The organism is Bacillus sp. BC05(2025) (assembly GCF_056725905.1).
Genome location: NZ_JBWYRA010000002.1, coordinates 322,706 through 338,877 on the forward strand (window position 1 = coordinate 322,706; position 16,172 = coordinate 338,877).

General features: G+C 34.9%; 20 protein-coding genes. 10 read left to right on the forward strand and 10 right to left on the reverse strand.

Annotation, left to right across the window (positions count from 1 at the left end; genetic code table 11):
- Positions 1 to 12: 12 nt before the first annotated feature.
- The gene (locus tag ACZ76X_RS07505) at positions 13 to 1,356 is read right to left on the reverse strand and encodes a TrkH family potassium uptake protein (protein WP_033656304.1); all 1,344 of its coding nucleotides are present in this window, start codon (positions 1,354 to 1,356) and stop codon (positions 13 to 15) included.
- A gap of 876 nt (positions 1,357 to 2,232) precedes the next feature.
- On the opposite strand from ACZ76X_RS07505, the gene ACZ76X_RS07510 reads away from it, so the two are divergent.
- Positions 2,233 to 3,468, forward strand: coding sequence for a dicarboxylate/amino acid:cation symporter (locus tag ACZ76X_RS07510; protein WP_479850074.1), 1,236 nt, complete (start codon positions 2,233 to 2,235; stop codon positions 3,466 to 3,468).
- Between the two features lie 22 nt (positions 3,469 to 3,490).
- Here the strand turns inward: ACZ76X_RS07510 and ACZ76X_RS07515 are convergent, their stop codons facing one another.
- Positions 3,491 to 3,646, reverse strand: a complete 156-nt coding sequence (locus ACZ76X_RS07515; protein ID WP_000184933.1) for a hypothetical protein — start codon at positions 3,644 to 3,646, stop codon at positions 3,491 to 3,493.
- A gap of 136 nt (positions 3,647 to 3,782) precedes the next feature.
- Positions 3,783 to 4,202 carry a MarR family winged helix-turn-helix transcriptional regulator gene (locus ACZ76X_RS07520; protein ID WP_306185271.1) on the reverse strand — a complete coding sequence of 140 codons (420 nt, stop codon included), beginning with the start codon at positions 4,200 to 4,202 and terminating at the stop codon, positions 3,783 to 3,785.
- A gap of 162 nt (positions 4,203 to 4,364) precedes the next feature.
- Between ACZ76X_RS07520 and ACZ76X_RS07525 the strand changes: the two genes are divergently transcribed.
- Positions 4,365 to 4,796 (forward strand): YrvL family regulatory protein, encoded by a 432-nt coding sequence (locus tag ACZ76X_RS07525; RefSeq protein WP_479850075.1) that lies wholly within the window; start codon positions 4,365 to 4,367, stop codon positions 4,794 to 4,796.
- A 33-nt stretch (positions 4,797 to 4,829) separates the two neighbouring features.
- Entirely contained in the window at positions 4,830 to 5,417 is a 588-nt protein-coding gene (locus ACZ76X_RS07530; RefSeq protein WP_003266558.1) for a thioredoxin family protein, read from the forward strand.
- A gap of 30 nt (positions 5,418 to 5,447) precedes the next feature.
- Here ACZ76X_RS07530 and uppP read toward each other — a convergent pair whose 3' ends face one another.
- Positions 5,448 to 6,239 carry a bacitracin resistance undecaprenyl-diphosphatase gene (gene uppP / locus ACZ76X_RS07535; protein ID WP_479850076.1) on the reverse strand — a complete coding sequence of 264 codons (792 nt, stop codon included), beginning with the start codon at positions 6,237 to 6,239 and terminating at the stop codon, positions 5,448 to 5,450.
- Positions 6,240 to 6,426: 187 nt separating this feature from the next.
- Between uppP and ACZ76X_RS07540 the strand changes: the two genes are divergently transcribed.
- The 3 genes from ACZ76X_RS07540 to ACZ76X_RS07550 all read left to right on the forward strand — a co-directional run bounded on the left by ACZ76X_RS07540 (position 6,427) and on the right by ACZ76X_RS07550 (position 8,202).
- On the forward strand, positions 6,427 to 7,791 hold the full coding sequence (locus ACZ76X_RS07540) for an MATE family efflux transporter (protein ID WP_479850077.1): 1,365 nt from the start codon (positions 6,427 to 6,429) through the stop codon (positions 7,789 to 7,791).
- Positions 7,792 to 7,860: 69 nt separating this feature from the next.
- On the forward strand, positions 7,861 to 8,034 hold the full coding sequence (locus ACZ76X_RS07545; RefSeq protein ID WP_098669914.1) for a 2-isopropylmalate synthase: 174 nt from the start codon (positions 7,861 to 7,863) through the stop codon (positions 8,032 to 8,034).
- Positions 8,035 to 8,052: 18 nt separating this feature from the next.
- Complete coding sequence (locus ACZ76X_RS07550; protein ID WP_000743738.1) at positions 8,053 to 8,202, forward strand: hypothetical protein; 150 nt, start codon at positions 8,053 to 8,055, stop codon at positions 8,200 to 8,202.
- Positions 8,203 to 8,251: 49 nt separating this feature from the next.
- Here ACZ76X_RS07550 and ACZ76X_RS07555 read toward each other — a convergent pair whose 3' ends face one another.
- On the reverse strand, positions 8,252 to 8,770 hold the full coding sequence (locus ACZ76X_RS07555; protein WP_479850435.1) for a biotin transporter BioY: 519 nt from the start codon (positions 8,768 to 8,770) through the stop codon (positions 8,252 to 8,254).
- Positions 8,771 to 8,853: 83 nt separating this feature from the next.
- Here ACZ76X_RS07555 and ACZ76X_RS07560 point away from each other — a divergent pair, with 83 nt between their 5' ends.
- On the forward strand, positions 8,854 to 9,756 hold the full coding sequence (locus tag ACZ76X_RS07560) for an aminoglycoside phosphotransferase family protein (protein ID WP_479850078.1): 903 nt from the start codon (positions 8,854 to 8,856) through the stop codon (positions 9,754 to 9,756).
- A 2-nt stretch (positions 9,757 to 9,758) separates the two neighbouring features.
- Here ACZ76X_RS07560 and ACZ76X_RS07565 read toward each other — a convergent pair whose 3' ends face one another.
- The 5 genes from ACZ76X_RS07565 to amaA all read right to left on the reverse strand — a co-directional run bounded on the left by ACZ76X_RS07565 (position 9,759) and on the right by amaA (position 12,980).
- Positions 9,759 to 9,920 carry a hypothetical protein gene (locus ACZ76X_RS07565; protein WP_098669911.1) on the reverse strand — a complete coding sequence of 54 codons (162 nt, stop codon included), beginning with the start codon at positions 9,918 to 9,920 and terminating at the stop codon, positions 9,759 to 9,761.
- Between the two features lie 250 nt (positions 9,921 to 10,170).
- On the reverse strand, positions 10,171 to 10,944 hold the full coding sequence (locus ACZ76X_RS07570; RefSeq protein ID WP_479850079.1) for a hypothetical protein: 774 nt from the start codon (positions 10,942 to 10,944) through the stop codon (positions 10,171 to 10,173).
- 24 nt (positions 10,945 to 10,968) lie between these two features.
- Entirely contained in the window at positions 10,969 to 11,415 is a 447-nt protein-coding gene (locus ACZ76X_RS07575; RefSeq protein ID WP_050842948.1) for a flavodoxin, read from the reverse strand.
- On the reverse strand, positions 11,408 to 11,584 hold the full coding sequence (locus ACZ76X_RS07580) for a hypothetical protein (protein WP_000929012.1): 177 nt from the start codon (positions 11,582 to 11,584) through the stop codon (positions 11,408 to 11,410). Before ACZ76X_RS07580 ends, ACZ76X_RS07575 begins: the two co-directional genes overlap by 8 nt.
- Positions 11,585 to 11,810: 226 nt before the next feature.
- Positions 11,811 to 12,980, reverse strand: coding sequence for an N-acyl-aliphatic-L-amino acid amidohydrolase (amaA, locus tag ACZ76X_RS07585; RefSeq protein ID WP_479850080.1), 1,170 nt, complete (start codon positions 12,978 to 12,980; stop codon positions 11,811 to 11,813).
- Between the two features lie 337 nt (positions 12,981 to 13,317).
- On the opposite strand from amaA, the gene ACZ76X_RS07590 reads away from it, so the two are divergent.
- Genes ACZ76X_RS07590 through dltB form a run of 3 tightly spaced genes read left to right on the forward strand, consistent with a single transcriptional unit; the run spans position 13,318 to position 16,154 of the window.
- Positions 13,318 to 13,464 (forward strand): teichoic acid D-Ala incorporation-associated protein DltX, encoded by a 147-nt coding sequence (locus ACZ76X_RS07590; protein WP_000440293.1) that lies wholly within the window; start codon positions 13,318 to 13,320, stop codon positions 13,462 to 13,464.
- Positions 13,465 to 13,476: 12 nt separating this feature from the next.
- A complete protein-coding gene (gene dltA, locus ACZ76X_RS07595; protein ID WP_098669907.1) occupies positions 13,477 to 14,991 on the forward strand; it encodes a D-alanine--poly(phosphoribitol) ligase subunit DltA in 1,515 nt (504 codons plus the stop codon).
- Complete coding sequence (gene dltB, locus ACZ76X_RS07600; RefSeq protein ID WP_479850081.1) at positions 14,988 to 16,154, forward strand: D-alanyl-lipoteichoic acid biosynthesis protein DltB; 1,167 nt, start codon at positions 14,988 to 14,990, stop codon at positions 16,152 to 16,154. The genes dltA and dltB overlap by 4 nt, the downstream gene beginning before the upstream one ends.
- Positions 16,155 to 16,172: the final 18 nt, after the last annotated feature.

The window sequence follows — 16,172 nt, forward strand, 5'->3', positions numbered from 1 at the left end:
ATGCGGGATACCTTATCCTGTAAATACATCTTCCGATGGATACTTAATTTTTTGTTTTGCTGGTCGCGCTAAAGAAAAGACAAGTGTTAACGGTCCAATTAATCCGCAAAACATAACAAACATAATAATACATTTTCCAAACGCTGATAACTTTGCAGTAATCCCCATCGTTAATCCTACTGTACCAAATGCTGAAATTGTTTCAAATAGTAACTGAATAAAACTGAAGTTTTCTGTTAGCATTAATACAAATACTGCTGCAAAAATGAGAATTTGACTAGCAACAGCAATCGCTAACGCTCTCGTTACTGTCGACATTTTTATTGTGCGCTGAAATAATACAATTTCCTCTTTCTTTCTAAAGAAAGAAAGGACAGATGTAACTAAAATAACAAACGTTGTTAATTTAATCCCTCCACCTGTTGATACACTTCCTGCACCAATAAACATTAAAACCATCGTAAATAATATAGATGATTCTTCCATCCCCCCGTAGTCAACTGTATTAAATCCAGCAGTACGAGGAGTAATACCTTGGAAAAAAGAAGCCCATAACTTTTCATTTAAAGGTAAATTCCCTAACGTCTTCACATTATTATATTCCAATACAAAAATCACAATCATCGCTATCACATTTAGCGCTACTGTTCCAACAATCATAATTTTGGAATGAAGCGATAATTTTCGAAAACTACGGCTATACCATATATCAATTAATACAGTAAAACCGAGACCACCTATTACGATTAAAGAGCAGATCCCAATATTAATAATAGGATCGCCTACATACCTCGTTAAATTATCTGGCCATAGTGCAAATCCGGCATTATTATAAGATGCGATTACGTGAAAAATACTATAATATATACCTTTTCCAAAGCCAAACTCTGGAATAAAGCGAAATGATAAAAAGATAACTCCAATCAACTCAATACAAATTGAAAATATAAAGACACGTTTTACTAATTTTACGAGACCACCTATATTCGTCTGATTAAATGCCTCCCCAATTAATAAGCGATGGCGTAATCCGATTTTTTTACCTAATACCCAAACAATTAAAATGGCTATCGTCATAAGACCTAGACCACCTGTTTGAATTAAAAACATAATTACAATTTCGCCAAACATCGTAAATGTACTTGCGGTATCTACTACTCCTAATCCTGTTACAGTTGCTGCTGACGTTGCCGTAAAGAAAGCATCTACCCAACTAATATGTACTTTCGTTGCGAATGGTAACTTTAATAACAAACCGCCAACCACAATTAAGCAGAAAAAACCTAATGCTAATATTTGTGGTGGATTTAATCGTATAAAACGATTATACAGCCCTTGTCTTTTTGTTACTTCCATATTCACTAACTCCCTTTTCCCCCTCATAACTAAAGGCTTATAAGAAACCTTACATAGCGGGATAAACCTTATACTCTTATAATATAGTTGAGCATAATCCTTTTTTTCATAGTTTTCAACTTTTATTTATATTCGCACTTCATTTCCTCTTATAAAGCGAAACTTTAATCAGCCCGACCCCCACCTAACTTCTTTGCTACCGGTGAATTTTGAGGTGGGGGGCTTACCGCCCGGAAAATAGCGGGATAAATGAAAGCTTCTATTCTCTTTCTTTACTCTATAACTCTTACAGCAACAACTTCATATCTATCATTTCTCAAATTCTCATACCTTTCACTCTATGTTCACACCCTGGTCACATCCACCTTTTATAGTATATGTATCGGAGCTGTTCCTCCCTAATTTATAAGACATTCCCCAGTGTCTTGAACAGCTTTCCATCCCTAATTAAATTGACATAAATTGTCCCCTTCCTTAGGCCATCATTTTCGATGGTCTTATTTTTTTGTTTACTCTATCCTTTATGGAAAACTTCCTCTCTCTTTCACTCTATGTTCACATCAGGGTCACATCTACCTTTTATAGTATATGTATCGAAGTTGTTCCTCCCTAATTTATAAGACATTCCCCAGTGTCTTGAACAACTTCCATCCCTAATTAAATTGACATAAATTGTCCCCTTCCCTAGACCATCCTTTGTGATGGTCTATTTTGTTTTCTAAATAGATTATTTAACTTTCTCTGCTTACTTTAGTAAAAACAATCTATATGTAAATAGATATTTTTATACAAAATATTCAGAAAATATTGTCAAAATAGGTAGTTTTTCGGTACAATTAATGTAGAAAGTAATTTCACAAAATAAGGGGGGTTATATTGAAACAAACAAAAGCAATCTTAATTGCATTATTTCTCGGTTTAGTTGTCGGTCTCACCTTAAATTTAGCTGCGCCATCCATTTTTGAACCATTAAATCAATATGTGTTCAATCCACTTGGTCAATTATTTATTCGCCTCATTAAAATGCTAGTTGTTCCCGTTGTATTTATATCTATTGTGCTTGGAACTGCTGGGCTTGGAGACCCGAAGCAACTTGGACGAATCGGCTTAAAATCAATTTCATTCTTTCTTGTAACTACAGCCGTTGCAATTTCCATTGCAGTTACTTTCGCACTTATTATACAACCAGGATCTGGCGGTAACTTTAAAACCGAAGGGCTTAAATATGAAGGTGAAAAAACCGAAACATCTTTCGTCGACACATTGCTAAATATCGTACCAGATAATCCAGCAAAAGCGATGGCTGATGGAAACATGTTACAAATTATTGCCTTTGCCGTATTAATTGGACTTGGTATAGCAATTTTAGGAAAACGTGTCCAAGGTATCCATTCATTACTTGAACAGGGCAACGAATTAATGATGTATCTCGTTAATCTCGTTATGAAATTAGCTCCAATTGGAACATTCGGGTTGCTTGCTTCATCCGTTGGTAAAATGGGTCTTGCAGGCGTCGCTGCGATGTTCAAGTATATGATTGTCGTTATGCTAGTACTTATTATTCACGGCGTCTTCGTATATGGTGGACTATTAAAGGTATTAGCAAAAGAAAGCATTGTCCGTTTCTTTAAACATTTCGGACCGGTCATGGCGATTGGATTTAGTACATCTAGCTCTAATGCATCTCTTCCGTTTGCAATGAAAACCGCACAAGAAAAACTTGGCGTTCCAAAAGCGATAAGTTCTTTTGTACAACCACTAGGTGCAACGATTAATATGGATGGTACTGCCATTATGCAAGGCGTTGCAACTGTGTTTATCGCTCAAGTATACGGGGTCGAGCTTACTATTTCCCAATTAGCTGTCGTCGTATTAACTGCTGTACTAGCTAGTATCGGCACTGCTGGTGTACCAGGTGTTGGACTCGTAATGCTGACAATGGTTTTAAATCAAGTAAATCTACCAGTAGAAGGCATTGCCTTAATTATCGGTATTGACCGTATTCTAGATATGTCACGAACAGCTGTAAACATTTCTGGTGATGCAATTTGCGCAATGATTGTAGCAAAATCAGAAGAAAAATATAATACAGATCAATCTGCAGCATCTTAAATCAAAAAAGGAGTGAATTATTTCACTCCTTTTTTGATTTACTTCCTTTTTTCGAACGATATTCTTTTCCTTTGTTATCATTACCAGTCTCAAATTCAGTGCTAAACTCTTGCTGAAATTGACCTGATTTCGGTGAGCCTTGATTTCCGCTTCCTTTACTACCATTTCGATTAGTCATATTTCTGCCCCCTTCCTTTACTAGTAGTATGTTACATATTTTCTTTTTTATAATCTTTTACATACGAAAGAAGCTCTTCCTCATATAAGGAAGGGCTTCTCCTTTACTGCGTAAGCGTTTTCTTACTTATAATGAATTAAATAAGTTTTTTAGAAATAGCTATCATTATATTCATTTCTTCTTCTGAAAGCATAGAGAATCTTTCTTGTAAATATTGTTTTTTCGCGCCTTCCATTTTCGCAACTAAATCTTTGCCTTGTTCTGTGATTTCTAAATATACAACTCGGCGATCTGACGTAGAACGTGAACGAGTTACAAAACCTTTATTAATTAATTTTTCTGTAACAGCTGTAATATGACTATTCGACACATTTAACTCATTCGCTACACGTGATACCATTTCTTTATTCGTGCGATTCAATATTCTAAGGACGATGAACTCATTCCATGGTATGTAACCACCAAATATTTTTCCAATATCATTACGCAACGTGCGGAACATAGCAAAAACATTTGTCGATAGTTCTTCCATTAATTGCTCTCGATTTTGAGACAACTTTGACAGCTCCTTTTATTTCATTTAGTTAAATAAAAACCTTATTAATAATCTTACATGAAATCTTACTTTTTGTCATCTTATTTTCCCATAATTCGTAGTTTTTTAATAGACATTTCATGATAAAATGAAGTTGATTTTCCAAAAAAAGGAGTTGGAATAGTGGGCGAAGAAGAGAAATTTTCTAATTTTAATCTAAAAGATAAAATTTTGATTATTGGTTTTATTATTCTGTTCCTCATTATAATTTTTGCATTTATATTTTTTGTATATGTAGGAATCTTTCATATTACTGGTGTAGAGTATAGGTCGCGCACTGCCTTACTTCTATTTTTTTTATTAATTACTTTCTTAGACGGTATTATATTTTTCATCTTCAGTTTCTTCAAGGCACTGCTATATCCAATGACACAAAACATGCCAAATTGGCTTTCTATTCCCCTTTTCGCAATCATTGAAATTACGCTAGATTGGTTCGTCATTCATACCGCTGATGGCTGGATAGAGAGCGTACAACTGTCCAACATAGCTGAATTATGTGTCGTACTATTCCTTTTCCTATTAAATAAATTATTAAGTGACAAGAAAGAGTAAGAATACAAGCTTTTCTATATAAAAATTGGTACAATGAAAGCAAATCATACTAAAGAGGTGTTACTTATGAACTTACAACAATGGGCTGATAAAGGTATGTCCTTTGATACATATGTAAATGAAATGAAAGTAAATCAATACGAGCTACTGCACATTTACAATAACTTTTTAATTCCAAATGAATTACTTCCTGTATTAGAAGAACGTCAAAATGATGGTTGGCGTGTTATCGTATTAACAGCTGATTGGTGTGGTGACGCTCTTTTATGCGTACCTGTTATGAAACGAATTTCTGAAGTTGCAAATATTGATATGTCATTATTAATTCGCGATGAAAACTTAGAATTAATGGATCAATATTTAACAAATGGAACAGCACGTGCGATTCCAATCTTTATTTTCATTGATAAAGATGGAAATGAACAAGCTGTTTGGGGACCACGTGCTCCAAAAGTACAAGAATTAGTAACTTCAATGCGCGCTACATTGCCTGAAAAAGAAGATCCAACATTCGAAGAGAAACAAAAAGAAATGTACGCTAATTTCCGTGCTACATTAGCGGATGATACCTCTCTTTGGGAACACGTAATGGAAAGCATGATGGAAAAAGTAGTAAAATAAAAAAACTGCCGAACCCGGCAGTTTTTTTTATTACATAATGAAGAAATAGAATACCGCAGCTAAAATGAAACGATAGTAAGCAAACGGTGTTAGTTTTACACGAGATAATAATTTTAAGAATGAAACAATTGCAAGCATCGCAACAACGAATGCTGTAATAAATCCTGTTGCAAATAACGGTAGATCAGCCGCACTTAATATATCCCAGCTTTTAATTAAATCTAAGCCACTTGCAGCTACCATCATTGGTACTGCTAAAATGAATGTATATTCAGCTGCCGCTGTATGTGACACGCGAGCTAATAAACCACCACTTATTGTAGATCCAGAACGAGAAAATCCTGGCCAAAGTGCTAAACATTGGAACATTCCAATTGTAAATGCTTGCTTATATGTGATTTCATCTAATGTTCTTGCTGTACTTGGTTTCGAAAACTTCTCAGCAACAATCATTAAAATACCACCAGCCACTAAACTAATGACAACTGGGCCTGGCCCAAATAAAACTTCTTTAATCGCACTATGGAATAATACGCCAAGTATGCCGGCAGGAATCATCCCGATAATAATATGTAATAAATTTAACGATGGTCCATCTGTTACTTTCCCTATACCTACTAAAGACCATAAGCGTTTCCAAAATATAACAACAACTGCTAAAATCGATCCCAATTGAATAACAACTTCGAAAACTTTCGCTCTCTCGTCGTCAAATCCAAGTAAATGACCTGTTAAAATCATATGTCCTGTTGATGATACTGGTAAAAACTCTGTTAAACCTTCAACAGCACCCATGATTATTCCAATTAACCAATCAGCCACGAGTAGTGCCTCCTTAATAACTAATAATATGTAATTTTTTCATACCTTACCATAATACCTTATCCCCTTTCAAAGTGCATCCTTTTTTATAGTCAAACCGTAGTTTTAATAAGCTTATTCCTTTTCTATTTTTTGATTAAATTGTATGATAGTAAGAGTTTTCTTTTTTACGTAGAAAGGAGATTTTATGAAAGAAACTAGTACATTCTCACAAAAATTAAAGCAATTTGTATTACTATTTTTTCCGATTTTCGTAACGCAAATGTCATTATTTGCAATGAGCTTTTTTGATACAACAATGTCAGGGCATGCAAGTCCTATTGATTTAGCAGGTGTCGCTATTGGAACGAGTATATGGATTCCAGTTAGTACCGGATTAACAGGAATTTTGATGGCCACTACTCCAATTGTTGCGCAGCTCGTTGGATCCAAGAAAAAAGAAGATGTTCCCCAAGTCGTCATACAGGCAGTCTATTTAGCAATTTGCGCTAGCTTCGTCGTTATCCTTATTGGATTCTTCGCTGTTACACCCATTTTAAATGGCATGCGATTAGAAGAACCGGTAGAACGTATTGCAGCACAATTTTTAAGTATTATCGCAATTGGAATTATTCCTTTATTTACTTACACTGTTTTACGTGGATTTATTGATGCATTAGGAAAAACTCGCACAACGATGATTATTACGTTACTGTCATTACCTATTAACGTAGTATTAAATTATGTATTAATTTTCGGTCATTTCGGTTTTCCAAAACTCGGTGGTGTCGGAGCAGCAATTGCTTCTGCAGCAACTTATTGGTGCATTTTAATTATTACCGTTATGATTATTCGTACGAAAGAGCCTTTTGCATCTTTCCATATCTTTAAACAATTATATCGCCCTTCTCTTTCTAGTTGGAAAGAATTCTTAAAACTTGGCGTCCCTATCGGATTTGCTATCTTTTTTGAAACGAGTATTTTCGCTGCAGTAACACTTATGATGAGTAATTTTAGCACGACAACAATCGCAGCTCATCAAGCAGCTATGAATTTCGCTTCCTTGCTCTATATGACTCCTTTAAGTTTAGCAATGGCAATGACTATTGCTGTTGGATTCGAAGTTGGGGCGAAACGATATAATAACGCAAAACAATATGGGTTTATTGGGATTGGCTTAGCACTTGCATTCGCCCTATTATATTCCATTCTTCTTTACTTCTTTGATGATGAAATTGCTTCTATTTATACGACAGATGTACAAGTTCATCATTTAGCAAAAGAATTTCTTATATTTGCGATTTTATTTCAAATTTCAGATGCAATTGCAACTCCTGTACAAGGGGCACTACGTGGTTATAAAGACGTAAACGTTTCCTTAATTATGACATTAATCGCTTATTGGGTAATCGGTCTCCCTCTCGGTTATGTATTAGCAACGTATACGGACTGGGCAGCAAAAGGGTATTGGATTGGTCTTATTATCGGTCTAGCATTTGGCGCCATCTTCCTTCTTATCCGTCTCTTTCAAGTGCAAAGAAAATATACAATAGAAAACCGCCGCTCACGATAGAGGGCGGTTTTCTTTATGCATATTTTTTCTTTAAACGTATAACATAATGAAAAAGAAAGGTGGATACATATGGACGAACAAGAAAAAAAGCGAGCATTCGATGAAGAATTCGCCCCTGAAATTTCACCTGGATATCGGCAAGATGTACATAAGCCACCTAAATATAAAAACACTTCGTTTTTAATGGGGATTACCATTTTTGCTGCTGTATTACTCGTGCTTATCATTTTCGTTTATTTTTGATGGAAGGTGATTTATTATATGAAGAAACAAGATTCCAATCGTTCAAAAAGAACTGTAAAAACAGAAAAAGGGTATGCAGGTGATTCTGTTCTTACTCAGAAACAAGTCGAGCAAGGAAATTTATATATTGCTCAAAAAGAAATTGGTCAACAAAATGAAAACCTTTAGAATCCCTCAAAGAACTGGGGGATTTTTTTATACCGCTATTTATAGTACTTTATTGTACGTACTGTTTTTGTTCTAACACTTTAAATATATTATTAACCTTTACGATTTTCATTTCATAATTCAATTTCATTTCGCTTCTCTTACCATTTTCAGTACCCGCAACGTATGCTACAGTTTTATAGAGAAAACCTTCATTCATCACTTCACGTATCTCCTCGTTTATAAATTTATACTCTAAATCCTGAAAACGATTTGGATAATAATTTTTCATTAATTGCTCATACCCTCTATTTACAAATATTTCTTCACCTTTTCGTTTCACATCTTCTTTATTATGAAACGAAAACACTGATAGTTGATCTGTCACAAAATGTTCTCCTACCTTTTTCATTTCATTATGAGTTAAAGTTCCTATACTTTTGTTCTGTAACCTCTTATTTAATCCGTACTGATCAATCGGTTTATAGCTAGCGAAAACCGCCTCTTTATATGACCAAAACAATCCAAAAGCGATACATAGAGAAGTGATTAATAGTCTTTTCTTCGTAATACTCCCACCCTCCTTTATAATGATAGTTATATTTTAACATATAGAAAGAAAATTCTGATATCATAAAGTGCAATAACTTAACTTAGAAATGAGGAACAATTATGGACTCTTACAAACAATATATAAAAGAAGCTTTTCCTAGTCTTTCTATACATTCCTATAAAAAAAATGAAGAAGGGTGGGATAATGTAGCGATTATAGTAAATGATGAGCTACTGTTTCGTTTCCCGCGAAAACAAGAATATGCAATGCGCATTCCGGTAGAAAAAGAACTATGCACACTTCTCTCTTATTCACTACATGAAATTAAGGTTCCACACTATCACCTATTATATAGAAATGATGCTGATGCGGTTCCACTTTGTAGTTACTACATGCTCATTCATGGTGAACCATTAAAAACAGACACAGTTACCAAGCTTGAGGATAAAGAACTGAAAACTATTATTACACAATTAGCTACCTTCCTTGCAACTCTACATAGTATTCCTGTAAAACAAGGTACAACGTTAGGGTTCCCTGTTGAAAAAACACTTACCTACTGGAAAGAGCTACAAACTAAGTTAAATCAGTATGTTACTAACCGTCTTACTTCGTTACAGCATTCATCTTTAAATCGGTTATTTGAAAATTTCTTTACATGTATCGATACATCCACTTTTCAAAATACTATTATTCATGCTGACTTTACACATCATCACATTTTATTTGATAAACAAAATAAAACCATTTCAGGGATTATCGATTTTGGTGATGCTCAAATGGGAGATCCTGCCTTTGACTTTGCTGGGCTATATTATGATTTTGGACATGAATTTACTACATCAGTATATGAACAATATAGCATGCTTATTTCACACCATGATCCATTACTCATTCACCGCATCACTACCTTTTATCAATACAGCCCTTTACTACATAATATAATTTATAACTTTGAAAATAAGAATGAACTTGCATTCATATCGGGTATAGAACAACTGAAAATAATACTGCAGGGATGAGATTACATTCTCTCCCTCTGCTCTCTCTCCTCATACAACATTAGCCTTTTATCCATTTCAACAATGACTTTATACAGTTGAAATGCCTGTAAAATTTGCAGTTGAATTCCAAAAGGGGCATTCTGTTCTTTTAACCATTGAAATACTTGCGTTTCATCTTTCATTGATTATTCCTCCCTTTATCCCGCTTTAATGGGCAGTAAGACCCCCACCTCCAAATTCAGCGAAAGCAAAGAAGTTAGGCGGGGGATCAACTGCCCATAAAAGTCCGATTGGTTCAACTAATAATCAGTGGGGGATGAAGAAAACCCCCACTGATTAAAGTTTCACTTTATTAAAATCTGCTACAAATATACGGTAAATGATGAAAAGCTTTTCATGTCAATAATAAAAAAGGATGCAACATTGCATCCATTAATGTACGATATTTTTCTTCTGCTCCGCTTCTTTCTTTACTTCTTCCCCTTGGCATTCGCTACGAAATGCACAACTTATACACTCAGAACGAAACTGACGCTCTGTATAATGCTCAGGTTGCTGCAACATTTCTTTCATTCTAGATAAATCAGCCATTCCAGTTATAATATCTTCCTGTTTCGGAATGTACTCATACTTGGTTCCTTCTATTAAATTAATTACTTCAATTTTTCCTGGAAGAATGCCGAAAGCTTTATAACTAAATACTGTCATTAACTTTTGACAAAGAGCAAGCATTTCCTCATCCGCATCGACAACATACTTTTTAATTACAAACGACTTAGTACTCCACTCACCAATTTCTAATGTCAATGACATGTGGACACCTAACTCTTCCATATATGTTTGAAATTTTTCATACAAAAATAACGGCGGTGTCTGACTATCCTCTCTTTCAACAAACTGTAATAAGTGATCTGTTAGCTTCGCTAACACAATATAATACTCCGCCTTCGAAGCAAACATATTAACCCTTACTTTTTTCCAATACTTTTCTATTAATATTAAAAGTACAATTTTCGTTTGTTGGCCCACAGGTAGTGTGTAATATTCGTTAATAATTCGATTCACAATCATTTGTGCGATTTGTTGCCATTCAAACGAAGAAGGTTCTCTTCTTTTTATATGACGAAAATAAAATTTATGCGGACAACGCATAAAATCATACAAATGATAATCTGTCATCGTTTTGATTGCGATTTTCTCGTGCACTTGCTCTTCATCTCCCTTCTGCCATTAAGAAAGGTGTTTTACAAATTCAGCTCCAAACTGTAAACATTTTTCTACATCTTCATCTTCTGGCGTTAATTCTACTTTTAGTCCCTCTAACACAACTGTGGCTCCGCGTTCTTGTAGCTTTTCTATTAAAATGTCAACCGCTACGCCGTACTTCGGATAGGCCGAATCACATGATCCGAAGACCGCCGCTTTTTTCCCAGTTAAATCAATAGAATCCATTGCGTCATAAAAATCTAAGAAATCATCAGGAAGGTCACCATCTCCCCAAGTGTATGCACCTAAAATAATTCCATCATACTGTTCTAGTATAGAAGCTTCTGGTGAATCCATAATATCAATCACTTCAATTTCATTTTCTGTTTCACGAATCACGCCAGCAATATGATCAGCCATTTCCTCTGTATTTCCACTCATACTTGCAAAAATCATTACTAACTTACTCAACTGAACCTCTCCCTTTACTTTGTATCTCTTTTTCTGTTTGAATGCTCTTCTTCTCATCTACATATTCTGAACGAATTACATTTCGTTGCCATTCCATATGCTGATCAACTTCTTTATTTTTATCTTTTAATCCCCTCCGCAGAAGGTGAAATTTTTTTCTCATTAACATGTCGCATCCATCCTATTGATAATAATTATCAATTTCAATTACCTTTAGATTAATTGACATTGATTATCACTGTCAACAACTATTTTAAAAAAAATGATTAAAATGTACAAGCTTGTCCGTTAGCTATTCATATACTATAAATGAGCATAGTTCTTTCTCAGCCCTCTCTGACGGAAAGAAATAAAAGCAACTGCGATAGAGCGCAGTTGCCTTTTTTTATACTTTTCTATGATTTTAGTAGTCTTATCGCTGTCTCTAAAAATAGTTCCACTCCATAAATTAGCGCTGATTCATCTACATCAAATTTTGGATGATGATGCGGGTAGCAAGTATCTATCGTTTTATTACCAGTCCCTAATTTAATGAAACAACCAGGTGCTTTTCTTAAATATGCTGAAAAATCCTCTCCTCCCATAGAAGGTTCAAGCTTCACAACACGCTCATTCCCAAACAAATGTAGTGCACTTTCTTCTACTACTTTCGTAATATATTCATCATTAATGACCGGATCATATCCATATCGATACGAATATGTATACTCGCCTCCATGTGCTCTTGTAATTCCTTTCACGATTTTCTCAATTTTCTCTTCTGCTTCCACCCTTAATGCTTGATTAAATGAACGAACAGTTCCCATTAAAGTTGCTGCACTAGGGATGATATTATCAGCCATTCCCCCATGAAACTGCGTAACTGAAACGACTCTTTGCATGAAAGCACTTGTATTTCTTGATACGATATGTTGTAAATTTGTAATAATCTGTGCTCCGATAGCAATAGGATCTATCGTTTCTTCTGGCCTTGCCGCATGTCCCCCTTTCCCTTGAATTTCAACTGTAAATACGTCTGGTGCCGCCATCATCGGACCGTACGCAATTCCAATCTTCCCGCTCTCAAGTCCTGACATAACATGTAAACCTATTACATAATCAACACCGTCCATCACGCCTGCCTCAACCATTTCTTTTCCCCCGCCAGGATACACCTCTTCCGCGTGCTGAAAGAATAGACGAATTTCACCTGCAAAATCTTCCTTTATATTTGCTAGTGCCTCTGCTGTACTTAACAAAATAGCGGCGTGAGCATCATGCCCACATGCATGCATCACTCCTTTATTTACAGACGTATAAGATTTACTTGTCTCCTCTTGAATTGGCAAAGCATCTATATCAGCTCGAATCGCAATCACTTTCCCTTGTTCCGTTCCTCTTTTAATTGCTAGTACACTATACTTCGTCGGTCTCGTTACTTCATAAGAAGAAAATGAGCATAACGTGTCATATATAAATTGCGAAGTTTCTTTTTCATGAAATGATAATTCCGGATACTTGTGGAAATGTCGTCTCCATTTCACAATATTTTCTTCCGAAATTAGATTTTCCCACACTCTATTCATAATAAATTCCCCCTTTTCAAAAGAGTTAGAACTGTAAAAGTTTATTCCGTCTCGAATGACTAATAAGCGCAAATACTATATTTTTACGTATTCTTATAGTCCACTTTTATGTATTCACACAATCCACTTTCTATTTACATGTCAAACCCATTACAAATTGATGCTGAATGTAATATAATTGCTAAGTTAGGGATTTTCTTTTTTAGTATTTAGTGCTAATATCAGAAAAGAGCCTTTTGACTTATTTTTACCTAAAATGTGGAATTTTGTTTTTTTCACAATAATGTAGGACATGATACCTACAAAGAGCTATTATTTCATTAAGAGAGGGAAAGACATGGAAAGATTAAAAGAGATATGGTCTCGACCACTCACACAATGGGTTGCAAAGACGGTTTATTACCTTGCAATTTTATTTGCATTACTTTGGTTGTATGGATTCCATGATACAAACACAAGTACATTTATTTACAATGAATTCTAGGGTGGGAACGTTATGAAGTTATTAGAACAAATTGAAAAGTGGGCTATTGAAACGCCTGATCAAACTGCTTTTGTTTGGCGAGATGCGAAAATTACGTACAAACAATTAAAGGAAGATTCTGATGCGTTAGCACATTGGATTTCTTCTGAGTATCCAGATGATCGTTCACCAATTATGGTGTATGGCCATATGCAACCGGAAATGATTATTAACTTTTTAGGATGTGTAAAAGCTGGACATGCTTATATTCCTGTAGATTTATCTATCCCAGCTGATCGTGTACAACGTATCGCTGAAAATTCTGGTGCGAAACTACTTTTATCAGCAACAGCAGTAACTGTAACTGATTTACCAGTTCGCATTGTAAGTGAGGACAACTTAAAAGATATTTTCTTTACTCATAAAGGGAACACTCCAAATCCTGAACATGCGGTAAAAGATGATGAGAACTTCTACATTATTTACACTTCAGGAAGCACAGGTAATCCGAAAGGGGTTCAGATTACTTATAACTGCCTTGTAAGCTTTACAAAATGGGCTGTAGAAGATTTCAACTTACAAACAGGACAAGTATTCTTAAACCAAGCACCTTTCTCATTCGATTTATCTGTCATGGATATTTATCCATCATTAGTAACAGGTGGTACACTTTGGGCAATCGATAAAGATATGATTGCACGTCCAAAAGACTTGTTTGCTTCTTTAGAGCAATCGGATATACAAGTATGGACTTCCACACCATCTTTCGCAGAGATGTGTTTAATGGAAGCATCTTTCTCTGAGAGTATGCTACCAAACATGAAAACATTCTTATTCTGCGGTGAAGTATTACCAAATGAAGTAGCTAGAAAATTAATTGAGCGTTTCCCAAAAGCAACAATTATGAATACTTATGGCCCAACAGAAGCTACTGTCGCTGTAACAGGTATTCACGTTACAGAAGAAGTGCTTGATCAATACAAATCACTTCCAGTTGGCTACTGTAAATCAGACTGCCGCCTTCTTATTATGAAAGAAGATGGAACGATTGCACCTGATGGTGAAAAAGGTGAAATCGTAATTGTCGGTCCAAGCGTAAGCGTTGGATATTTAGGAAGCCCTGAATTAACAGAAAAAGCATTTACTATGATTGACGGTGAGCGCGCCTATAAAACAGGCGATGCTGGCTATGTTGAAAATGGTCTTCTATTCTATAATGGTCGTCTTGATTTCCAAATTAAGCTGCATGGTTATCGAATGGAATTAGAAGAAATTGAGCATCACCTTCGTGCGTGTTCTTACGTAGAAGGTGCAGTTATCGTTCCAATTAAAAAAGGTGAAAAATACGATTATTTATTAGCGGTTGTTGTTCCTGGAGAACATTCATTTGAAAAAGAATTCAAATTAACATCTGCAATCAAAAAAGAACTCAATGAGCGATTACCAAACTACATGATTCCACGTAAATTCATGTATCAATCTTCTATTCCAATGACACCAAATGGAAAGGTAGATCGCAAAAAATTATTGAGTGAGGTTACAGCATGACCGCATATGGATCATTTTATTTTTTCGCTATAGTGGGCATTTTATTAATACCTACTATCATAGCTGGATTAAAAGGTAAAATGTTGCGTAAATATAATGCCGTTTTAACATTAGTCATGCTTGCTATTATCTTCTCAGATAAACCGAAGCAAGCGATTATGTTAGCCGCATTTATTATTTGGCAATATGCCCTAATTAAAAGCTATTTACTTTTAAGAAAACAAAATAATAATACATTCACGTTTTGTATAGCTGTTATTTTATCAATTTTGCCACTTATTTTGGCAAAAATCGCACCATTTGCACCAGATCTAAAATTCATTGTATTTTTAGGTATGTCTTATGTAACATTTAGAGCAGTACAAATGGTATTTGAAGTTCGTGATGGTTTAATTAAAGAACTATCCTTCTTTAATTTTTGGGAATTCGTTTTATTCTTCCCAGCTATTTCAACGGGACCTATCGATCGTTACCGTAGATTCCAAAAAGATATTCAAAAGCCACCTAGTGCAGAAGAATATCAAAATTTACTATATACAGGATTAAACCGTATTTTCCAAGGTTTCTTGTATAAATTTATTATCGCTTACTTAATAAAGCAATATTTTATGGATCCGGCATTTGCACAGCAAGATACACTTCTATCTAATATGATTTACATGTATAGCTATAGCTTATATTTATTCTTCGACTTTGCTGGTTATAGCTCATTTGTAATTGGTGTAAGTTATATGATGGGAATTAAGACGCCAGAAAACTTTAATAAGCCATTCATTAGCCGTAATATTAAAGACTTCTGGAACCGCTGGCACATGAGTTTATCATTCTGGTTCCGTGATTTTATTTACATGCGCTTCGTCTTTTTTGCAACGAAGAAAAAGTTAATTAAAAACCGTTACACAATTTCGTATATCGGTGCATTTTTGAACTTTTTCATCATGGGAATTTGGCATATTACTGGTGAGCATGTGTATCAATACATTATTTATGGTCTCTATCATGCCGCACTGTTCATTTTATTCGATATTTTCGAACGAAAAAACAAGAAGCATAAGTTTTGGCCAAACAATAAATTTACACACGTCCTTGCGATTGTAATTACGTTCCACGTTGTATGTTTCGGTTTCCTTATTTTCTCTGGACACCTTAACAGATACTTTTAATGCACCCTTCTTATAACT